Consider the following 22,342-nt stretch of genomic DNA (forward strand, 5'->3'; position numbering starts at 1 on the left):
TTAATGATTTATTTTTTAAACATATACATAAACTTTACTCTCCTCTCCCGCCTGCTTTTCAGGCATTGGATTAGGCAAATTTTTGGAAAGGACCACTTCAGTTGAACCATCTTTTTTACTCAACTCCAAACCCGTTTTTACTTTCTCGAAAAACGGAATCTTGATATTGCTTTTGAACAGCACAATGGGTACATCAGCTATTTTATTGATGGGATCATGGTCATCAGCTGGAACTGGCTTTCCAACGAAAGTGTAATTATTGTAAACCGGATTACCGCCTGTATCGCCATCTGCACTTTTATCCTTTACAAAAAGGTTGAAATCTTCCAAATCAATACCACTTTGATTGATCACATAGTATTTCCAGAAGGTTTCTTTCCTGGTAAAACTGATTGAAAACTTTGTCTCCACGATCACTGCATCAATTGCTGGTAGCTTAATATCCAAAACGCCAAAAGTAGATTGTGCTTGAAGTTCAGCGCTTTTAAAAATTTTATACGTCAATAAGTCGCTTCCAGAATCGGCTGCATTTTTTACCGAAATGGTGTACAATCCATCTGGCAGTTTTGAGAGGTTTATTAACTTTCCAAAGCTTCCATCTTTACTTTTTTTGATTTTGTATGGACTTGCTATGGGCGTTCCGTTGCTATCGTAATCAATTATTAAATTGTTTTTTGAAACGGAATTCAACCGTAATGTGACTTCTTCAGGGCCTGGCAAATCAAAACTAAAATTTAGCAAATCGCCAGCAATTGCATCAAGAATGCTGTAATTAAGACCTGTATTTAATCCATTATTCGTTAAATAAATCTTCTTATTGCTTAAAAAATTTTTCTGTGGACTTGCCTCATCTAAATTTGTAACGGCTAAAAACTTAGCGGCTTGTTTTAAACTAATTCCGAAGTATAGATTGCGCTCCTCTATCTTAATCTTCGCCCTCTCATCTTCATTCAGCTCGCAAATTAGATTAAAGCCGGCATCAAACGCCCTGTATATCCAACGCTGGTTTCGCATGAGTACACGCGAACTGTTGGCTGGTATAAAGTCCAGATCCTGACACAAACCATCTTCGTAATAGTTGTGAAGCACATTAACGGAAAATAGTTTACGATAGACCGTCATGATCTTATTTTGGTTTGTAATACAATATTTTCAACTATTCCGTCAGGTGCCAATTGTACATTTTCCTGAATGGTTAACATCCGTATTTTATAGAGTACCGATGGCAGATAGCTATGACCAATAATGCTCCAGAAATGGTTCATTTGCTCGAAATTGAAACTAAAAAGTTCTGCACTTAATCGCTCTATTTTGCTATCGGTAAGTGCAAGTAATGGAGAATTTGCTTGCGTAAAAACACTTTTCCCTTGAAAGAATGAAATAACCTGAGAAAGGCGTTTCAATCCTTCCAGATAATCCAGCCTTGGCGATTCAGTTTCTTCGTAATGGAAATTTGCAGAGATGAGTACAAAAAGATTGAGGTAAATATCAGGGTTACGGGTTTCAATATCGCCTTGCATATTTCGTACAGTTACCCGTTGATCTTTTGCTGCCCTGTCTTCCTCGATGTTCATTAGGGTTAAGCCCAGGGTTTTATCAGGAATAGCTAATTTACCATCATAAACAATACTCGAAACAACAATAAAATCTTCATTAGTTGTTCCGGCAATATTGTTCAAATAGCCATTAATTTCTTTCGAAATAAAATCAAGAGCGGTGTTAATCATAAACGAAAAAATATTGTAGGTTAGACAGTTAAGCAAATGATTATCATAAACTTATACACGAAACCGACAATAGTTATTAACAAATTAAAAAAAAGTTATCAACCGAAATGGAACTGCAAAATCTTCGAATCCGGATACTATTGCAATATTTTCAAATAGAACAAATCAATTAAAATATTAGTTATCAACAACTTGAAAAATTATTCCTATTAAGAATGAACACACAAACTATCGAATTTTATAGGCGAAATTTTTGAAGTAAAAATATAAAACGACAAAACCAGCCGTTAACCATCTATTAATCAATAGATTAATTGTATAACTATACATACATTTTTTTAAATAATGGATTATATGCCAATGAAATGCTAGTTGTAGTTAAGTGTGTAATCGCACTAATTAAAAAATCCAATTTGTTATCTTTATCGTAGAAAAACTGATATCATGACTATTGATTCATCCCTCCCATCAAAGCGTATATTGTCGATCGATATTCTACGCGGTATTGTAATGATCATTATGGCGCTTGACCATACCCGTGATTTTTTTCACATTGAAGCCATGACGGCAAATCCGCTTGATCCACAAACGACAACGGGGATTTTGTTTTTCACGAGGTGGATCACCCATTTTTGCGCCCCGATATTTGTTTTTCTATCTGGCTTATCTGCATATTTGTCATCTCAGCATAAAACACCTGCCGAAGCAAATGCTTTTTTGTTAAAACGTGGTATATGGTTAATCATAGTTGAAATTGTTATCATTTCGCTAGGCTTAACGTTTAATCCCTTTTACAACTTTATTATTTTGCAGGTAATCTGGGTAATTGGCTGGAGCATGATCCTTTTGGGCTTAATTAGCCGAATTTCCTATAAAGCAGTTTTAATTATTGGATTGATACTTGTTTTCGGACACAATATTTTCAACCTTTTTCCGCCACCTGAAAGTGAGGGTTTGGCTTTGCTACTTAAAGTATTCTTTACCGCTTTTGGAACAGTTGTTCCTCTAGATAATAACCATCTACTTGGGGTATTTTATGCCATTTTACCCTGGACAGGAATTATGTTCATCGGCTATAGCATTGGTGCCTGGTACAAACGGGGATACTCGGAAGAAACCAGGAAACAAAATCTGATGATTACTGGCTCGCTGACTATTTTTCTATTTCTTTTTCTGAGGTTCATTAATTTATACGGCGACCCTGCTCCGAGAAAAGAATATCATGATTTTTTTAAAAACCTAATGTCATTTTTTAACGTGAGTAAATACCCGCCGTCATTACAATATACCGCCATGACCATCGGTATTGCAATGTTATTTCTGGCTTTCACAGAGAAAGTAAGCAATTTGTTTACTCGGATTACAGCGGTTTATGGAGCAGTGCCTTTCTTCTACTATGTCATTCACTTTTACCTATTGCACACCATTTTAGTCATTGCCTTTTATGCAACAGGTTTCATTAATGCGCAAATCGTTCAGGTTCCGTTTTGGTTTCGCCCAACTGCGTTTGGGTTTAGTTTAACCATGGTTTATTTAATTTGGATTGCCGTTGTTGCAGCACTTTATTTACCCTGCAAATGGTTTAAAAAATACAAGGAAACACATAAGCAGTGGTGGTTACGGTACGTTTAAACTTGACGTAAATCTTCAATAACTTTCTCGAGATTGAAGCTAAACGGAAATAACAGCAAATTTATAAGCGTTGAGGATTGCGATATGCTCCTCAAATACAAAAAAAAACCGCTGACAAATGCCAGCGGTTTGATACCTCAATCGGGATGATTTGAAATATTATTTTTTAGGTTTTGCGCTCATGTAAAATGTAAGCTTTCCTCCATTGGTAATATCAGCATGTTTAATCTGATGGTTGGTAATTTCCTTTCCATTTAACAGAACCTTTTGAACGTAAACATTCTTATCGCTTTGTTTAATTGCCTCAACAGTGAATGTTTTTCCGTTTTCTAAATTGATAACAGCATTGTTAACCAAAGGGCTACCTAATGAATATACATCAGAGCCTGGTGCAACCGGATAAAATCCCATTGCCGAAAACATGTACCAGGCGCTCATCTGGCCGCAATCATCATTTCCACCCAAACCATCGGCAGTAGGTTTATATTGCATGTTTAAAATGTGGCGGATTTGAGCCTGACCTTTGTACACTTCATCTGTCCAGTTGTAAAGGTAGGCCACATGATGTGCCGGCTCATTTCCATGAACGTAACCACCAATAATACCTTCACGTGTAATGTCTTCTGTATGGGCGAAAAACTCATCCGGCAAATGCATGCTAAACAATGAATCTAAACGAGCTGCAAATTTCTTTTTCCCGCCCATTACCTCAACCAAAGAAGTCGGATCATGAGGAACAAAGAAACTATAGTTCCAGCTATTTCCTTCGATAAAACCCTGCCCTTCTGTATCCTTCGGATCAAACGCTTTTTTGAAAGTACCATCTGCCAAACGTGGACGCATAAAGCCTGAAGCACTATCATAATTATTTCTCCAGTTATTCGAACGTTTGATAAATTCATTATACACATCCATGCGGTTCAGTTTTTTCGCCAGCTGTGCAATGGCCCAGTCATCATAGGCATATTCAAGCGTATTGGAAACAGAAACACCACTTCGTTCAGCAGGGATATATCCTTTGTCCATATAATAACCGATTCCTTCATAGTCGCGGTGCTTCGCTGTCGTTACACAGGCATCTAATGCTTTGTTGGCATCGCCATTGTAAGTTCCTTTAATAATTGCATCAGCTAAAACCGAAACACTATGATAACCACTCATACACCAGTTATCGTTGGCATAATGCGACCAAATCGGTAACATCTTCAAACTGCTTTGATCGTAATGCGCCATCATCGATTTTACCATATCGTTACTTCTGCCTGGCTGTGTGATGTTAAAGAAAGGATGCAGCGCCCGGTAAGTATCCCACAGAGAAAATGTGGTATAATTAGTGAAACCTTCAGCCTTGTGTATGCCCTGATCTAAACCTTTGTATTCTCCATTTACATCGGTATAGGTTGTTGGGTTGATAAATGAATGGTATAGCGCTGTGTAGAAATTAATCTTATTATTGTTTGAGGTGTTGACCTGGATTTTATTTAACTCTTTGTTCCAGGTGCTTTGAGCCTGCGTTTTCACTTTCTCAAAATCCCAGCCAGATATTTCGGTACGCATGTTTTGCAAAGCATTCTCCTGACTCACCGGCGATAGTGCAAACTTGATTTTCACTTTTTCGCCTTCCTGCGTATCAAAATCAAAATACATTTTTAACTTTTTACCAGCAATTTCCGGGAAGTTTTGATCCTGGTTAAACTTGCCCCAAAAACCTCGGTAAGCTTGTTTGGCATCGTAACTTTTTCTGCCATAACTTTTAAATGGCTTCGAAAAACTCATGGCAAAATAAACCGTTCTGGTTCTTGCCCATCCATTGGTTTGGCGATAACCAGTTACTAAGGTATCGTTAACCACGCGAACGTAGGTCCACACCGTTTTATCTTCATAGTTATAAATGCCAGCCATCAAATCTAAAATGATATGTGATTGATCTGATTTTGGAAAAGTGTACTGATGCATGCCAACACGATTGGTAGCTGTTAATTCAGCTGTAATGTTATCATCATCAAGTTTTACTTTGTAATAACCAGCTTCAACTTTTTCATTGGCATGTGAATAGGCCGAACGGTAACCCCCTTTAGGGTTATCGGCAGTGCCTGGGTTTAATTGCAGTTTACCTTGTGTAGGCATGATCAGAAAATCGCCCAAATCTGAGTGACCGGTTCCGCTGAAATGCGTATGGCTGAAACCCGTTATGGTTTTATCTTCATACTTATAACCTGCACAATATTTGTAAACATCACCATTGTATTTGCCATTTACTTCGTAAGATAAAGTATCTGTTTCAGGACTTAATTGTACTGCGCCAAAAGGAACAGTTGCTCCAGGATAGGTGTGTCCCATTTTCGAAGTTCCAATGATTGGTTTAACATATTGGACCAAATTCTGCTGAGCCGATGCCACGAATGATGACAAAAGAAGACAAGGCAGGATAATTTTTTTAATCATATTCTGAAAAAATTGATTGTATTTTGTTTGAAAATTCTAAGGTATTAATTAAAATGCGAATGTGCATATAAACTTTGACTAAATCGTTTAACCAACATAAAAAATACAAAGTTGCGATAAGACACGTCACGCAACCCGTCTTTGAGAAATCGATTTTTCATCGATTGAAGCAATCTTATCTGCATGATCATTTACCAAAAAGAGATTGCTGAGTTACGATGAAAAACCGGACCTCGCAATGACGATCGCCCTAAATGATATTCACATCATGATATGGTTCATTCAAGCCGTCTTTGCGAAATCGATTCTCATCGATTCAAGCAATTTTATTTGCACGATCATTTACTAAAAAGAGATTGCCGCGTTCCGATGAAAAACCGGACCTCGCAATGACGATCGCCAGGAAAGAAAGTTTATAGCACAGTTTTTTGTGCAATAAACCAGATTGAAGCGGATACCGGCCCATGAGCATAAGGCCTGCAGGCGTATGAGCGAAAAGCTGGACGAACATTAATAACGACACAGGTGCTGCTTTACAATAAAACTCGCTTTAGCTTTTTACAAGTAACTGACTTGCTTTAAATAATTTCAGGTAAATAAACCTTATTTTTGCATCCTATTATTTTAAAATGAGTAAACACGGTAGAATTCTGGTTGCCATGAGTGGCGGGGTTGATAGTTCGGTAGCAGCTGTAATGTTGCATGAGCAAGGTTATGAAGTTATTGGCTTAACCATGAAGACCTGGGATTATGCCAGTGCCGGCGGCAGTAGCAAAGAAACCGGATGTTGCTCTTTAGATAGTATAAATGATGCCCGTACACTTGCGGTAAATTACGGTTTTCCGCACTACATTTTAGATATTCGTGATGAATTTGGCGATTATGTAATCGATAACTTTGTTGATGAATATTTAGCAGGCAGAACACCAAACCCCTGCGTATTATGTAATACGCATATTAAATGGGAAGCTTTACTAAAACGTGCCAATAAACTCGACTGTGAATTTATTGCAACAGGGCATTATGCCAACATTCGCCAGCAAGATAGCGGCCGTTATGTAATTTCTAAAGGTAAAGACGAAAACAAAGATCAATCTTATGTGCTGTGGGGTGTTTCTCAGGAAAACCTTTCGCGTACTAAATTTCCCTTAGGCAGTTTTGCGAAATCAGAGATCAGGCAGATGGCTTTGGATATGGGGCAGGAAGAACTGGCAAAAAAATCAGAGAGTTACGAAATTTGTTTTGTACCCGATAATGATTACAGGGCTTTCTTGAAACACAAAGTTGAAGATTTGGAAGATAAGGTTGCCGGCGGAAATTTCATTTTAAGTAATGGAATGGTTGTAGGTCAACATAAAGGTTATCCTTTTTATACCATTGGTCAGCGTAAAGGTTTGGGCGTTGCTTTTGGCGAACCGATGTTTGTGACCCAAATTTTACCGGAAAGCAATACGGTTGTTTTAGGCAGAGCCGAAGAGTTGGAACGCAAAGAAGCCATGGTTCGTAACATTAACCTGATTAAATATGCAAGTATTGAAGAGCCAATGAACGATGTAATAACCAAAATTCGTTATAAAGATGCTGGTATGTTAAGTACCATTGTTCAGGAAAAGGACAGGATGCGTGTGGTTTTTGATCACAATGTATCGGCGATTGCTCCTGGCCAATCGGCTGTGTTTTATGAAGGCAACGATTTACTGGGAGGCGGATTCCTGGTTTAAGTATGGCAATAAATCATATACATCCCAACCAACCGGTTGGGATTTTTTTTGCCTGCATATTCTATATTGCGCTAACCTATTCTGTAGTTCATCAAACAAAAAGCTTTAAAATTTCCTTTATAAATGAAAGTTTAAAAGCAATACTACATGAATCATACCCGCAGGCCCTTTCAACCCATAGAGAATTACGGAATTATCGGAAACCTTAAAACCGTTGCATTGGTTTCGTTGCAGGGATCAATCGATTTTATGTGTGCGCCTAAATTTGATTCGCCAACTGTATTTGCTACGATGTTGGATTCACAGCGTGGAGGATTTTTCGCAGTAGAACCAGAACTAAAGAACTTTACCAGCAAACAACTTTATTTACCGGGAACGGCAATTTTACTGACGAGATATTTTTCTGATTCGGGCATAGCGGAGCTAACCGATTTCATGCCCATTCAAAAAGGAAATAAGGAATTAACCAGTGCGATTGTGAGGCAAATCAAAACCGTTAGGGGAAGCATTAAATTTAAAGTGAGCTGTGTTCCCCGATTTGGTTATTCAGAAAGTGATCACGAAGTTGAATGCCTTGAAAAAGAAATCAGATTTACATCTGCCGAAGAAAAACTTCAGATCAAGATGTTATCTGATAAAGCACTTAAGGTTAGAAAAAAGAATGGTTACGCCGAGTTTACCTTAAACGAAACCGAAGTGGCTACAATCGTTCTGGAATTTTTACCGCAAGATCAGCAAGGGCAAGCGCTGGAATTTTATCAGCAGGATGCCTACCATCAAACCAAAGATTTTTGGGTGAAATGGATTAACAAAACGAGTTATGACGGAAGATATAGTGAGTTAATACGGCGTTCGGCGATTACGCTTAAACTTCTTACTTCTGCGGAATTTGGCTCTGCGGTGGCTGCGCCTACTTTTGGTTTGCCCGAAGCGATTGGCGGAAATCGAAACTGGGATTATCGCTTCACCTGGATTCGTGATGCGGCCTTTACCATGTATGCATTTTTGAAATTGGGCTTCTTTGATGAAGCAACAGCCTTTATCGACTGGATTTTTAACCTCTGCCAAAACATTGATTTGCAGCTTGTTTACCAGATTGATGGAAATTCCGAACTCCATGAAAAAGAACTGAAACACCTGGAAGGTTATCGTGCTTCAAAACCCGTAAGAATTGGCAACGAGGCAGCCACGCAGTTGCAAATCGATATTTATGGTGAGTTGATCGATACCATCTACATTTATAACAAATCTTATAAGCCTATTACCTATGAATTCTGGACGCTGATAGAGAAACAGATTGTTCAGGTCATTAAGAACTGGAAAAAACCTGATCATGGCATTTGGGAAATCAGAAGTGAGAAAAAACAGTTTCTGCACACCCGGTTAATGTGTTGGGTAGCCATGGACCGGGCCATTAAAATTGCTGAACATCGCTCCTTCCCTTATCCGGAGAACGAATGGCACCAGGTTAGAAGTGATATTTATAACGATATTTATCATAATTTCTGGAACGAAAAACGAGGCGCATGGGTGCAGTACAAAGGTGCAGAACATGTTGATGCAAGCGTTCTGCTGATGCCACTTACGCATTTCATCTCACCTATTGAACCACGATGGTTATCAACCTTGAAGGCGATTGATGAAGAACTTTTAGTAGATGTATTGGTTTACCGCTATAACAACGGAATGACCAAAATTGATGGTTTAGATGGAGAGGAAGGCACTTTTAACATGTGTTCGTTTTGGTTTATCGAGGCATTGGCCAAAAGCGGAGAAGTGGAACGGGCTGTAGAAAACTTCGAAAAGATGATTGGCTATTCCAATCACCTGCTGCTTTTTAGCGAAGAACTTGGCAAAAAAGGCGAACATTTGGGCAATTTCCCTCAGGCATTTACCCACCTTGCACTGATTAGTGCGGCTGTTGAATTAAATAAACAGATTGGACGAAGAACAAGTAAGCTTTAACTTACTGTTCTTCGTAATGATAGGTTAAGCCGCCATCTACAAAATAGGTTGATCCGGTAACGTAACCAGCCTCATCTGATGCTAAAAAAGCAACTACCGCAGCAACATCTTCTACTTTACCCATTCTTCTCATTGGGATGTTCTCTAACAATTTTTCTAACTGCTCTTTATTATTTAGCAGATCCTGATTGATCGGTGTAGTGACAGCACCGGGAGCAACGTTATTGATCCGGATATTTAATGGTGCCAATTCGGTAGCCAAATTTCGGGTTAACATCTTCATGGCGCCCTTGCTTGCACAATATGCCGCGAAGTGAGGAAACACAATTTCCTCATGTACCGAACTCATGTTAATAATTGTACCTGCTCTTTTCTCCCTCTTGCAATATTTCACAAAAGCCTGAACACCAAAGAAAACACCTTTTAGGTTGGTATCCATTACGATGTCATAATCTTCCTCGGTTACTTCCCAAAAATCTGCTTTCTTTTCCAGTCCCGCATTATTGATGAGGATATCAAGCGACCCGAAAACCTCAACGGCATCATCAACAAGTTTGATTACATCTTTGGTTTTGCTTACATCGGCAGCTAAAAATTTAACTCTCCTACCCATCTTTTCAATCTTTGCGATTAATTCCTCACCCCTTTCATCAAATTTGCGCCCGTTAAGAATAATATCTGCGCCTTCTTTTGCCAAGCGTAAAGCGCAAGCTTCGCCTATACCCTGGCTGCTTCCTGTAACTAATGCTATTTTATTTTCGAAACGATTCATCATAAAGTTTTTTAAGAATAAAAGTTATTTTAGCTAAGAATGTTTTAACGGATATAAAACTAAATGCCTGGGATAATGATGCATTTGCTTTTTACCACGCGAAAGGAGTAGCATTTTCGTTATAAAAAATGGTTTTTATTTCGGTTTTGTATATTTTTATACGTTTAGATAATCTGATCCCTATTTTCGTTTGGCTATTGCAATGTCTCTTTTCAGTTGCATATTCTCAATAGTAAATACATGATTGATTAGTGCTGAAATTTGAAATGCATAAAAATTAAAAATGACTCAAAATAAAAACTACGATGCAGAATTTTGCGGAAATCTTGCCATTCATCAAACCAACTCGATACAGGATTTCGGATTTTTAATCGTTCTGGAAATTGCATCACTCGATATTATCCAGGTGAGCGAAAATATCGAGTCGATTATTGCAAAACCTGCGAAAGAAAGTATTGGAACGAACTTTAAAGATTATTTATCTTCAGAAAACCTAAGTCAATTTAAGCTCGAAATCAGCAAAGGCATAAGAACCCGGTTGCCTTTTCAATTTCCGTTAATTGCTGCTTCGGCTACAATCCCAGTGAATATTCTTGCGCATGTAAAAAAGGATTTGATCATTTTAGAAATAGAAAAGGTTGATGAGGAACCTGAACGTAGTTTCACAGCGGTGTTTCAGGGGGTGAGATCGTTCATTTCAACCTTAGAAAGTACCGAAAGCCTACAAGAAGTCTGTGAGGCCAGCATTAAAGAAATCCGTAAAATATCGGGTTTTGATGGGATCAGGATGTATCGTTTCGACAAAAACTGGAACGGAACGGTTATCGCTGAAGAAATAACAGGAGAACTGGAAAGTTATCTCGGGCAAACTTTTCCTGCATCTGATGTGCCCAAGCAAGCCAGGGCACTCTATCTTAAAAACCCTTTCAGGTTAATTCCGAACAGAAATTACAAAACCATTAAGCTTTTTCCGGTAATTAATCCGGTAAGTAATGGTTTTTTAGATTTGTCTGATTGTAATTTGCGCAGCGTGGCATCGGTACATTTGGAATATATGGCCAATATGAATGTAACCGCATCAATGTCAATTCGGGTGGTTATCGACGGCGTTTTATGGGGTTTAATCTCTTGTCACCACATCACAAGTAAATATTTAAGCGTAGAAAGCCGGTCAATTTTTGACTGGTTAAGTCTGGAAATATCTTATCGTATATCCGCTATTATCAAACACGAAGAATTAGCGAGCAGTACGCGGTTGCTGCAACAACGTACGGTGCTCACAGACTTCATCTACGCTGAAGATGATATTGCTAAGGGAATATTTTCTGACGAAAACCAAAACCTACTTTCGTTGTTTAATGCTACTGGTGCAGCACTAAGCCTAAATGGCAAAATTAAAACGACTGGAATTGTACCAGAAATGGACCAATTAGAAAACCTGGTGTTATGGCTTGAAGGAAAAGGCATAAATAAGGTATTCGCAAGCCAGAATTTAAGCGAAACTTATGAAGAAGCGAAGGCCTATCCAGAAGTAGCAAGTGGGCTGTTAGCAATTCCAATAGATGCAGGGAAAGGCGACTTTTTATTATGTTTCAGACCGGAAGTAATCCAGAACATTAAATGGGGAGGTGATCCAAACCAGGCAATAACATTTGAAAAAGACGGGGTAAATTACCATCCGCGTAACTCTTTCAAACTTTGGTTGCAAACCATTTATGGCCAATCAGACGATTGGAAAAAAACTGAAATTGAAATGGCCGAATCATTAAGAAATTTCTTATTTGAATTTAAGGCAAAACAAATTTACAACTAAACGAATGACTGATCAGGTGACTAAAGCGACGTCAAAAAGATACGATAAATACATTGTTGCAATTGGAGCTTCGGCGGGTGGTTTAGAAGCCATACATGAATTCTTTGATCATATGCCTACAAATGCGAGTTTCTCATTTGTGGTTATTCAGCATCTGTCGTCAGATTATAAAAGTCTATTGGTTGAGCTCGTAGCTAAACATACCCACATGAAGGTGTTTGAAGCTGCAAACGACATGGCCATTCAGCAGGATTGTGTTTACATCATTCCTAACAATAAATTAATGACGGTAAGCCAGGGCCGTTTAAAACTGGCAGAGAAGTCGCACATTAAGGCTCCTAATACCGCTATTGATCACTTTTTGTATACGCTTGCAAAGGATAAAAAAGAGAAGGCAATTGCAATCATTCTTTCCGGAACCGGGACGGACGGCACAAAAGGCATCCAGGCGATAAAAGAATATGGAGGTATGGTCATCGCTCAGGAGCCATCTACCGCAAAGTTTGATGGCATGCCAAACAGCGCCATTTCATCAGGCAATGTCGATCATGTATTATCTGCTCCAGAAATGCACTATGAACTTTTTAACTATGTGAATGAAGAGCCGATCAAGGTGCTTGAAAATGGCAAAATAAACGAGCAGCTTTTAGATGAAATTTTCAAAATGGTTCATCTGCAAAGCGGAAACGACTTTAACTTGTACAAAACGCCAACCATCATCAGGAGGATTGGCCGAAGGATGAATGAGCATAACATTAAAACGCTCGACCAATACGTTCAATATTTAAAAACCAATCAAAAAGAAGTGGCCATTTTGGGCCAGGATTTTTTAATAGGCGTAACAAAATTTTTCAGAGATAAAGGTGCCTTTGAGGCATTTGCAGATCAGATTGCCCGAATTATTGAACAAAAATCAGACGGTGATACTTTAAAAATATGGGTTTGTGCCTGCAGTACCGGCCAGGAAGCCTATACCGTTGCCGTTATCGCGAATGAGAGTGTTGCCAAATCAGGAAAGAAAATAGACATTAAAATTTTCGCTACTGATATTGATGAAAAAAGTATCGAAATTGCCTCAAGAAACCAATATCCATCAAATATCAGTAAAGAGATTCCTGCGAAATACTTTAAAAAATATTTCGCTCAGGATGGGAAATTTTACGGCGTTGTTGCTTCCATACGTAAACAGGTAGTTTTTGCCAAACATGATGTGATTAAATCGCCGCCATTCATCAAAAATGATATGGTAACCTGCCGCAATATGCTTATTTACGTAAACAGCATTTTGCAGGAAAAAATCCTTTCTATTTTTCACTTTTCTCTGGTTTCTGGCGGTTACTTAATGTTGGGTTCGAGCGAAACCGCATCATCATTAAAAGCGGGGTTAACAGAAGTTTCGAGCAAATGGAAGATTTACCAGAAAACTGGAACGATCAATTATTCTACTTACAACACTTACAATACAGGGTCGAGATCGCTTTCTGTTCAGGATAAAAAGAATGCCCATGCTAACGATTTTTCTGTTAGTCCGATTGAAAAATCATTCAACCAATTTCTAACCAGAGACTTGGGTTACGTGGGCATATATGTCGATAAATCTTACATCATGCAAGATGCGATTGGCGACTACCGGCAATTTCTCTCCTTGCCTAAAGATAAAATCGAGCTCAACATCTTAAAAATGGTGCCGAAAGAAATTTCGATCATTTTGAATACGGCATTAAGAAAAGCCTGGAAAGACAACAAGAGTACCCACCTTAAACGTGTTAGATTCACGAACGGAAGTAAAGAAACTTACCTAAATATTTCTATACAACCGCCTGAAGAGAAAAACACCAGCGGTTCTACCATGATTATTTTTGGGGAAAGCACCCTGGAAACGATTCCAGATAAGGATGATTTGGGCATGGTGGCTTATCCTGATGGCGACCAAAATGAATACATTTTTGAGCTGGAGGCTGAACTAAATGAAACCCGGAATAACCTTCAGCTGGCGGTTGAGGAAATGGAAACCACTAATGAGGAACTCCAGTCTACCAATGAGGAGTTACTTTCTGCCAATGAAGAGTTACAATCCAGCAATGAGGAACTTCAGTCGCTGAATGAAGAATTGCACACTTTAAATACGGAGCATCAGGTAAAAATTAAAGAATTAATTGAGCTAAACGATGACTTAGATAATTATTTCCGTAGCACGGATATCGGTCAGATTTTCGTTGATTCGGGCATGTTCATCCGGAAGTTTAATGCCGCAGCAATCAGCATGGTTAATTTGATTGAAGCCGACATTGGCCGTTCCATTGAACACATTTCAAATAACATTAAGGCTGAAAATCTTAACCTCGATATCCAATCGGTTTTAAAAACAGGAAATGTTGTAGAAAAAGAAGTTCAAATTAAAAATGGCAACAGCAGTTTGATGCGCATTATGCCCTACATCAGAAAAGATAAAAAAACGGATGGTGTAGTAATTACTTTTGTTGACATCTCGAAACTTACTGAGTTGAGCAACATTATTAGCGGTGTATTTAATGCCAGCTTAAACGGTGTAATTGCGTTTAAAGCAGTCCGAAATAAACATCATTTCATTACCGATTTTGAATGTTTGTCGTTTAACGATGCTTCATTAAGAATCCTTAAAAAAGAGCATAAAGAACTCCTAAAAGGTAAAATGCTCGAAAATCTCCCTGAAATTTCAGAGGGAAATTTATTCAATAAATATATCAACGTAGTCGAAAAAGGTACTCCACTACAATTCGAATTTAAACTGGCCGATAAGGTATGGATTGAGATTGTTGCCGTTAAAATGGCTGATGGATTTGCGGCAACCATCACCGATATTACTAAACAAAAACTATCAGAAGAAAAATTAAAACGCAACTATAACGAACTGCTCGGAACAAGAGAAAATTTAAAGGAACTAAATACCGAACTGGAACAAAAAATACTGGAACGTACCGTTAAACTTTCTGAAAGCGAAGAGCGTTTCAACCTGGTATCAAAAGCTACGAATGATACCATTTGGGATTGGAACCTGGCGAACAATACCATGTGGCGGAACGATAATTTCGCTACTATGTTTGGTTATGAGAATAATCCGGATAACCAGAATATTTCTTTCTTTTTTGACACCATTCATCCGGATGACCGCAAGCGGGTAAAAGACAGTGTTTATGAGGCCATCAATAATGCTGAAACCCAGTGGACCTCACAATATCGTTTACAAAAAGCCGATGGAAGTTATGCTACCATCCTCGATCGTGGCAGCATTCTGTTGGATGATAATGGCATTCCATACCGCATGGTAGGCTCCATACTTGATATTACGGTTCTGATTGATACGGAAACAAAGTTAAATTCTACTGAGAAAAAATTCAGGAAAATATTTGATTCTAATGTAATCGGGATGATTTTTTCTGATGTAGAAACCGGTAGAATTGAAACGGCAAATAAGGTATTTGTTGAGATGCTGGGCTATACTACAAAAGATCTCGAAGATGGTTTAATCAAATGGAGTGATATTACCCCTCCAGATTTCTTACCAATTAGCAAAATCTCAGCAGATTTGGTAAAAAATGAGGGTTTCTGTCCGCCTTTTGAAAAACAATACTTTACTAAAAGCGGCAAAACCATTGATGTAATGGTGGGTTCGGCAATTTTAGACGACGAAGATCGCAAGGATGCAGTGTCGTACATCATTGACATTAGCAAACAAAAGCACAACGAAAAGCGGAGAAATGAGCTTCAAAAACTCATTAAAAAACAGCAGGACGAATTTTACAGCATTTTCAAAAAAGCACCTGCTCTAATCAGTATCCGTAGAGGAAAAGATCTTGTCTACGAATTTGTGAACGAAGCTTTTATCCAGTTTGATGGTGGAAGTGACTATATTGGTAAAAAGCAGCTTAAAGACGGCTCGCAGTTCGAAACCCAGGAGCTGATTAATATTGAGCAAAAGGTACTTGAAACGGGAGAAACCTTCATTGCCAATTCTTATAAACTGCAACAAAAGGATGAGAAAACAGGCAAAACGAAAGATAGCTGGTTTGATATCATTTTAAACCCGGTATTTTCTGATGGTGGCGCAATTGATGGTGTTGCATTTTTCGCTTTTGAAGTAACCGATTTAATGATTGCTCAAAAAGCAACCAAAGACCTCATGAACAAAAAAGATGAGTTTATGAGTATTGCCAGTCATGAATTAAAAACGCCTATTACCAGTATTAAAGGCTATTTGCAGTTTGCCCTAAAAATGGCGCAGCAGGAAAAATTTGAGCATATTTCTGGCTTTATTGATAAGGCAACCAAACAGATCGGCAAACTTACTTCTTTGGTTGATGATTTATTAGATGTAACACGGATTCAGGCAGGTAAAATGGTTTTCACTTTTTCTGACTTCAATATCAATGAAGTGATTGAAGAATCTGTTGATGGTTTGCAGGGCAGTTTAGGCAATCATTCTGTAACCATGAATATTCAGCAGGACGTTATTGTTCATGCAGACAAAAATAGAATTGAGCAGGTGGTATCAAACTTTCTGTCGAACGCACTTAAATACTCACCACATTCTAATGAAATTATTATTAAAACGGAGTTAAAGGAAAATGCTTTAAGGGTTTCCGTTCGTGATTTTGGTATCGGAATTCCCAAAGATAAAGCGGAATATATTTTTGATAGATTTTTCAGAGTGGAAGAATCATCCCACTTATTTTCCGGTTTAGGCTTAGGGCTATACATTTCAGCCGAAATTATAGACCGGCATAAAGGCCAAATTGGAGTGGATAGCGAAGAAAATAAAGGTGCAGAATTCTGGTTTGAGTTACCCCTATAAAGTTTACTACACCATTAAAAATTCAATTTTAGGCTGATGACTTATAAAAAGCATCGGCCTTTATTATTTTACAGAAACAAGCGATAAATTACCGCCACATTCTCCAGAGCGGAACATCGTTAGAATTAATCTCGTTGTTAATCTCGTCCCAGAATGATCTGCTGATGTCATTTATACCACTAATGGTGCGGTTCTGGTCTTTATTACTGTGGTGACTTGCTGATTCGTTTTCCTGATTGTTATTGTAGTGATTATCTTGATTGATGTCCATAGCTAATAGGTTTAAACTATAATTTTAACAGCCATCAAAGTGAAATGTTTATTATAATGTCGATTTACTTTGTAAAATTCATGAAAGATATCTTTCCCATATTAAAATTTCGCCCGTTAATGGCAAAAAAAATGGCACCGAGAAAGGTGCCATTTTTTTATTAGGATAAAATAATTTAAGCTAAATCGAACCGATCCAGATTCATGATCTTCGTCCAAACCTTTACAAAGTCATCAACAAATTTTTGTTTTGCATCTGAGCTGGCATAAACCTCCGCAATTGCTCTTAATTCTGAGTTTGAACCAAATACCAAATCAGCACGGGTTGCAGTCCATTTTGGCTGCCCGGTTTTACGATCGCTTCCCAGATAAACCTCTTTATCCTCAGAAACTGCTTTCCATGCGGTGTTCATATCTAACAAATTCACAAAGAAATCGTTGCTCAACTGACCAGGATTATGGGTAAATACACCATTTTTTGAACCATCAAAATTGATATCCAACGTTCTCAATCCACCTAATAAAACCGTTAATTCTGGTGCAGTTAAGGTAAGTAGGTGTGCTTTATCAATTAATAATTCTTCAGTAGAAACGGTAAATTTCGTTTTGCTGTAATTTCTAAAACCATCGGCTTGTGGCTCCAGATAACCAAAGGACTCCACATCAGTCTGACCCTGAGAGGCATCCATCCTACCGGCAGTAAATGGTACTTTGTTAGCATAACCGCCATTGCTAATAGCTTTTTCAACTGCTGCTGAGCCAGCAAGTACAATTAAATCGGCCAAAGAAATTTGTTTACCATCTAACTGCGAAGCATTAAAGTCATTTTGAATACCTTCCAATACATTTAATACTTTTTGCAGCTGTGCAGGATTATTTACTTTCCAATCCTTTTGAGGCGCTAAACGAATACGGGCACCATTTGCACCGCCACGTTTGTCTGATCCCCTGAAGGTTGAAGCTGAAGCCCATGCAGTAGCTACCAATTCAGAAACACTTAGGCCTGATTGCAGCACCTTCGATTTCAAGGCCTCTACATCAGCCTCATTTACCAAAGCATGATTCACGGCTGGAATCGGATCTTGCCATAATAATTCTTCCTGAGGAACATCCGGACCCAAGTAACGGGCAGCTGGCCCCATGTCGCGGTGCGTAAGCTTAAACCAGGCTCTCGCAAATGCATCAGCAAACTGATCAGGATTTTCCAAAAATCTTCTGGAAATTTTCTCATACGCAGGATCAAATCTCAACGATAAATCCGTAGTAAGCATTGTTGGCAAATGTTTCTTTGAACCATCAAACGCATCTGGAATAGTCGCCTCAGCATTTTTAGCTACCCATTGGTGTGCACCAGCCGGGCTCTTGCTCAACTCCCAGTCGAATGCAAATAAGTTCTCAAAAAAATTATTGCTCCATTGCGTTGGTGTAGTGGTCCAGGTTACTTCAAGGCCACTGGTAATGGCATCTCTCCCCGCTCCAGAACCGTAGCTGTTATGCCAGCCAAATCCCTGACTTTCAATTCCTGCAGCCTCAGGTTCTTTGCCTACATGATCTGATGAAGCTGCTCCGTGTGTTTTTCCAAAAGTATGTCCACCGGCAATTAATGCCACAGTTTCTTCATCGTCCATCGCCATGCGACCAAACGTATCACGAATATCTTTTGCCGCTAAAACCGGATCTGGATTACCATCCGGTCCTTCAGGATTTACATAAATTAAACCCATTTGTACTGCAGCAAGTGGTTTCTCGAGATTACGGGTGTGCACATCGCCATCGGCATCATCATCGCTCACTAAAACGCCTCCACTTTCAGAAACACCATCTGATCCATGAGCGTAACGAACATCGCCGCCTAGCCATGTTTTTTCTGATCCCCAGTAAACAGATTCGTCAGCTTCCCAAACATCTGCCCTGCCACCTGCAAAACCAAAAGTTTTAAAACCCATTGATTCGAGGGCGATATTTCCCGTAAGGATCATCAAATCTGCCCATGAGATTTTACGCCCGTATTTTTGTTTAATTGGCCAAAGTAATCTTCTTGCTTTATCAAGGCTCACATTATCTGGCCAACTGTTTAATGGGGCAAACCGCTGCAAGCCTGCACCTGCGCCACCACGGCCATCGCCTACCCTATAGGTACCGGCGCTGTGCCATGCCATACGGATAAATAAACCACCGTAATGACCAAAATCTGCCGGCCACCATTCCTGAGAATCAGTCATTAAAGCATGTAAGTCGGCTTTAACAGCTTCCAAATCAAGGCTATTGAAGGCTTCTGCATAGTTAAATTCTTTATCCATCGGATCAGATAAAGAAGAATGTTGACGTAAAATATTAAGCTTTAATTGATTTGGCCACCAGTCGCGGTTTCGGGTACCGCCACCGCCTACATTTTGCTTCATGCTGCCATTGTGAAAAGGGCATTTGCTGATGTCGTTTGAGTCTTTTTCCATTAGTTAAAATATTTATAGGTTGAACAAATGCCCAAACCATGTGTTTTGACAGTATTATAAAATTAGGAGATTAATGGCGATAATCCCAATCATTTAATTCTATATTTTAATAGCCAAAATCTATTATCTAAAAACATTTTTCGAAACTTTAATTTTCAAATACTGTTCTTCAATAAATTAATATAGCCATGATAGATACAGATAACCAGAATCCTGAATTAGAAAATGATAGAAACGATCAGGAAGAATTAAGCCAGAAGGCTTTAGGCAATACAGCAGTAGAAGAACATCCCGAACAAAATAATAACGATATATTGAGCACACCAAAAACTTCAGGAACAGGCTCAAACAATGCGGGGGCTGCTCCAGAGTCGCTTATCGTTCACGAAGATAAAGAAGGGGAAGACAGGTATGAGCAAGGGGAAGATAAATCGATTTAGAACTTATTTAAACACCTATCATCATTTTTACTTATCTTAAGGTAACAGGGTAATTATTTTCTCTATTTTTAATTATTATGAGAAAAATTATTCTAACCTATGTATTTCTCTTTGCGCTACATGCGGGTGCACAAGAATCAAAAGTCGACCTCTCAGGATTTAAAAAAAACGGATCTGAAGTTCGCGTGAATCAAAAGATTATTACTTTAACCTGGCCAGCTGGCAACAATCAAACGGGCAAAATGCTTATCGATCTGGAAAATGATCATGCAATGCTCAAAAGTGTTCAGCTGGCTAAAGGAAAAATATTTAAAGAAATCGGATCAGACTTAGATCCTGCGTTTGTGCTTACCATCGGCAAGCGCTCCTTAAGCCCTAACAGTGGCGGCTGGGATGTGTTTTTCGATCGCGTTCCTAAAAAACCCTTCCACTCCTATCTCGTAAAAATCGATAAGCAGGATGCCAAAATAACAACCAACGGACAGCAGACTATACTAACGATTAACAGTGCTCATGCAGACCGATTCAAAGGAAATGTTGAAATCACTTTATATAACGGAAGTCCGCTTTTTAATGTTGCAGCAGTATTGTCAACTGAAATTGATTCAACAGCTATTCTTTACGATGCGGGGTTAGTGAGCAGGAAAGCACTATGGAAATCTATGGCCTGGGCAAATGTTCAGGATCAGATGCAGCAGGCTACGCCATCTGCTTCAGATACCAGCAGAAACCTTGAAGTTAAATACAGAACCATTATTGGCGAAAATCCTGGCGGAAGTCTGGCCTTATTTCCAGCGCCACACCAGTATTTTTATCCTTTGGATGAAGCCTTCAACCTTAAATTTACCTGGTACGGCCAAAACTTCCATAAGCTTATTCCGGGTTTTGGCATGGGCATTCGTCAGGATCCTTATGGCGACAATAGATATGTGCCCTGGTTTAATGCGCCTCCAAAAACCCAGCAAAGGTTAAACTTTTTTTGCCTGCTGGATGAAGGCAATGCGACTTCCGTTTTAACGCAGGTAAAGAAATTTACACACAATGATTCATATAAAGCGGTGCCTGGTTATAAAACCATGGCTACACATTTTCACAATGAATTTATTTCGGATGTAGTATTGGCTGGAAAGCCTGTACCGGAAAAACCAGAATTTGTTGATGTGCTTAAAAAACATGGTTTAGACATTGTAAAACTTGCAGAGTTTCATGGGCCGGGGCATCCGAAAGGTCCAGATAATGATCGTTTAAAAGAACTGGGTGCTTTATTTCAACAAACTAAGAGATTATCAGATAGTAAATTCCTGCTTTTGCCAGGTGAAGAAGCGAACAACTTTTTTGGTGGGCATTGGCTGGCATTTTTTCCGAAACCAGTGTATTGGGTGATGTCGCGTAAACCCAATGAATCTTTTGTAACCGACGACCCGAAACTGGGGAAAGTATATCATGTGGGAAATAAAGAGGAAATGTTAAAGTTACTGGAATTGGAGAAAGGATTAGCCTGGACAGCCCATGCCCGCACAAAAGCCTCAACAGGTTATCCGGATGCCTACAAAGATGAGGATTTTTTTAAATCGGCAACTTTTCTCGGTGCCGCCTGGAAAGCCATTCCAGCAGATTTATCAATTCCTACGTTAAGCCAACGGGTTTTAAAATTAGGCGATGACATGGCAAATTGGGGCCTTCGAAAACATGTAATTTCTGAAGCAGATATTTTTACCATCACCCATCAAAATGAAATGTATGCGCACCTCAACGTAAATTATCTGGAGCTGCCAAATTTGCCAAACTATGAACAGGGCTGGCAAAGTATTTTAGATGCCATGCGGAAGGGTAAGTTTTTCGTTTCTACCGGTGAGGTGCTTATTCCTGCTTTCAGCATCAATGGCAAAAAATCCGGCGAAACATTAAAGCTAACATCCACCGGAACTGCAAATATAAACATGGCTTTAGAATGGACCTTCCCGTTAAACTTTGTTGATATTGTATCCGGCGATGGAAAAGAAATCTACCACCAGCGCATTAACCTTAATGATACGCAAAGCTTTGGTAAAAAAACTTTCAACTGGCCTGTCAAACTTGCCGGGCGTAAATGGGTTCGGGTAGAAGCCTGGGACGTGGCCGCCAATGGCGCTTTTACGCAGATGATTTGGTTAGATAAATAATCAACGGCAAAAAGCAGGCGAATTGAAAAATTTATTTTTTTTAAAACAATATTTAGATCTGTTTGTCTAAGTATATAGTTTGTTTGGTTTAGTTTTAAAGATGGATGTCGA

Annotated in this window: 13 protein-coding genes; 7 read left to right on the forward strand and 6 right to left on the reverse strand. The window is 38.9% G+C overall.

Annotated elements, in window-relative coordinates:
* Positions 1-15: 15 nt before the first annotated feature.
* The gene (locus R2Q70_RS17570) at positions 16-1,122 is read right to left on the reverse strand and encodes a hypothetical protein (RefSeq protein ID WP_316808850.1); all 1,107 of its coding nucleotides are present in this window, start codon (positions 1,120-1,122) and stop codon (positions 16-18) included.
* A complete protein-coding gene (locus tag R2Q70_RS17575) occupies positions 1,119-1,727 on the reverse strand; it encodes a DUF4255 domain-containing protein (RefSeq protein WP_316808851.1) in 609 nt (202 codons plus the stop codon). The genes R2Q70_RS17570 and R2Q70_RS17575 overlap by 4 nt, the downstream gene beginning before the upstream one ends.
* A gap of 444 nt (positions 1,728-2,171) precedes the next feature.
* Between R2Q70_RS17575 and R2Q70_RS17580 the strand changes: the two genes are divergently transcribed.
* Positions 2,172-3,359, forward strand: coding sequence for a DUF1624 domain-containing protein (locus tag R2Q70_RS17580; RefSeq protein WP_316808852.1), 1,188 nt, complete (start codon positions 2,172-2,174; stop codon positions 3,357-3,359).
* A 159-nt stretch (positions 3,360-3,518) separates the two neighbouring features.
* On the opposite strand, the gene R2Q70_RS17585 is transcribed toward R2Q70_RS17580, so the two are convergent.
* Positions 3,519-5,804 (reverse strand): GH92 family glycosyl hydrolase, encoded by a 2,286-nt coding sequence (locus R2Q70_RS17585; protein ID WP_316808853.1) that lies wholly within the window; start codon positions 5,802-5,804, stop codon positions 3,519-3,521.
* A 629-nt stretch (positions 5,805-6,433) separates the two neighbouring features.
* On the opposite strand from R2Q70_RS17585, the gene mnmA reads away from it, so the two are divergent.
* Together mnmA and R2Q70_RS17595 are read left to right on the forward strand one after the other, a co-directional pair.
* Positions 6,434-7,525 carry a tRNA 2-thiouridine(34) synthase MnmA gene (mnmA, locus tag R2Q70_RS17590; RefSeq protein WP_316808854.1) on the forward strand — a complete coding sequence of 364 codons (1,092 nt, stop codon included), beginning with the start codon at positions 6,434-6,436 and terminating at the stop codon, positions 7,523-7,525.
* Between the two features lie 147 nt (positions 7,526-7,672).
* Entirely contained in the window at positions 7,673-9,490 is a 1,818-nt protein-coding gene (locus R2Q70_RS17595) for a glycoside hydrolase family 15 protein (protein ID WP_316808855.1), read from the forward strand.
* Between the two features lies 1 nt (position 9,491).
* Here R2Q70_RS17595 and R2Q70_RS17600 read toward each other — a convergent pair whose 3' ends face one another.
* Positions 9,492-10,265, reverse strand: coding sequence for a glucose 1-dehydrogenase (locus tag R2Q70_RS17600; RefSeq protein ID WP_316808856.1), 774 nt, complete (start codon positions 10,263-10,265; stop codon positions 9,492-9,494).
* Positions 10,266-10,545: 280 nt separating this feature from the next.
* On the opposite strand from R2Q70_RS17600, the gene R2Q70_RS17605 reads away from it, so the two are divergent.
* Positions 10,546-12,075, forward strand: a complete 1,530-nt coding sequence (locus tag R2Q70_RS17605) for a GAF domain-containing protein (protein WP_316808857.1) — start codon at positions 10,546-10,548, stop codon at positions 12,073-12,075.
* A gap of 4 nt (positions 12,076-12,079) precedes the next feature.
* Positions 12,080-16,906, forward strand: a complete 4,827-nt coding sequence (locus R2Q70_RS17610) for a chemotaxis protein CheB (RefSeq protein WP_316808858.1) — start codon at positions 12,080-12,082, stop codon at positions 16,904-16,906.
* An 88-nt stretch (positions 16,907-16,994) separates the two neighbouring features.
* Here the strand turns inward: R2Q70_RS17610 and R2Q70_RS17615 are convergent, their stop codons facing one another.
* Both R2Q70_RS17615 and katG read right to left on the reverse strand, forming a co-directional pair.
* Positions 16,995-17,177 carry a hypothetical protein gene (locus R2Q70_RS17615; protein ID WP_316808859.1) on the reverse strand — a complete coding sequence of 61 codons (183 nt, stop codon included), beginning with the start codon at positions 17,175-17,177 and terminating at the stop codon, positions 16,995-16,997.
* 175 nt (positions 17,178-17,352) lie between these two features.
* Positions 17,353-19,629 (reverse strand): catalase/peroxidase HPI, encoded by a 2,277-nt coding sequence (katG, locus tag R2Q70_RS17620; protein ID WP_316808860.1) that lies wholly within the window; start codon positions 19,627-19,629, stop codon positions 17,353-17,355.
* 188 nt (positions 19,630-19,817) lie between these two features.
* On the opposite strand from katG, the gene R2Q70_RS17625 reads away from it, so the two are divergent.
* Together R2Q70_RS17625 and R2Q70_RS17630 are read left to right on the forward strand one after the other, a co-directional pair.
* Positions 19,818-20,069 carry a hypothetical protein gene (locus R2Q70_RS17625; RefSeq protein ID WP_316808861.1) on the forward strand — a complete coding sequence of 84 codons (252 nt, stop codon included), beginning with the start codon at positions 19,818-19,820 and terminating at the stop codon, positions 20,067-20,069.
* A gap of 77 nt (positions 20,070-20,146) precedes the next feature.
* On the forward strand, positions 20,147-22,231 hold the full coding sequence (locus R2Q70_RS17630) for a hypothetical protein (RefSeq protein WP_316808862.1): 2,085 nt from the start codon (positions 20,147-20,149) through the stop codon (positions 22,229-22,231).
* The last annotated feature ends 111 nt before the right edge of the window (positions 22,232-22,342 follow it).

Source organism: Pedobacter agri, from assembly GCF_032678665.1.
Lineage (GTDB): Bacteria > Bacteroidota > Bacteroidia > Sphingobacteriales > Sphingobacteriaceae > Pedobacter > Pedobacter agri_A.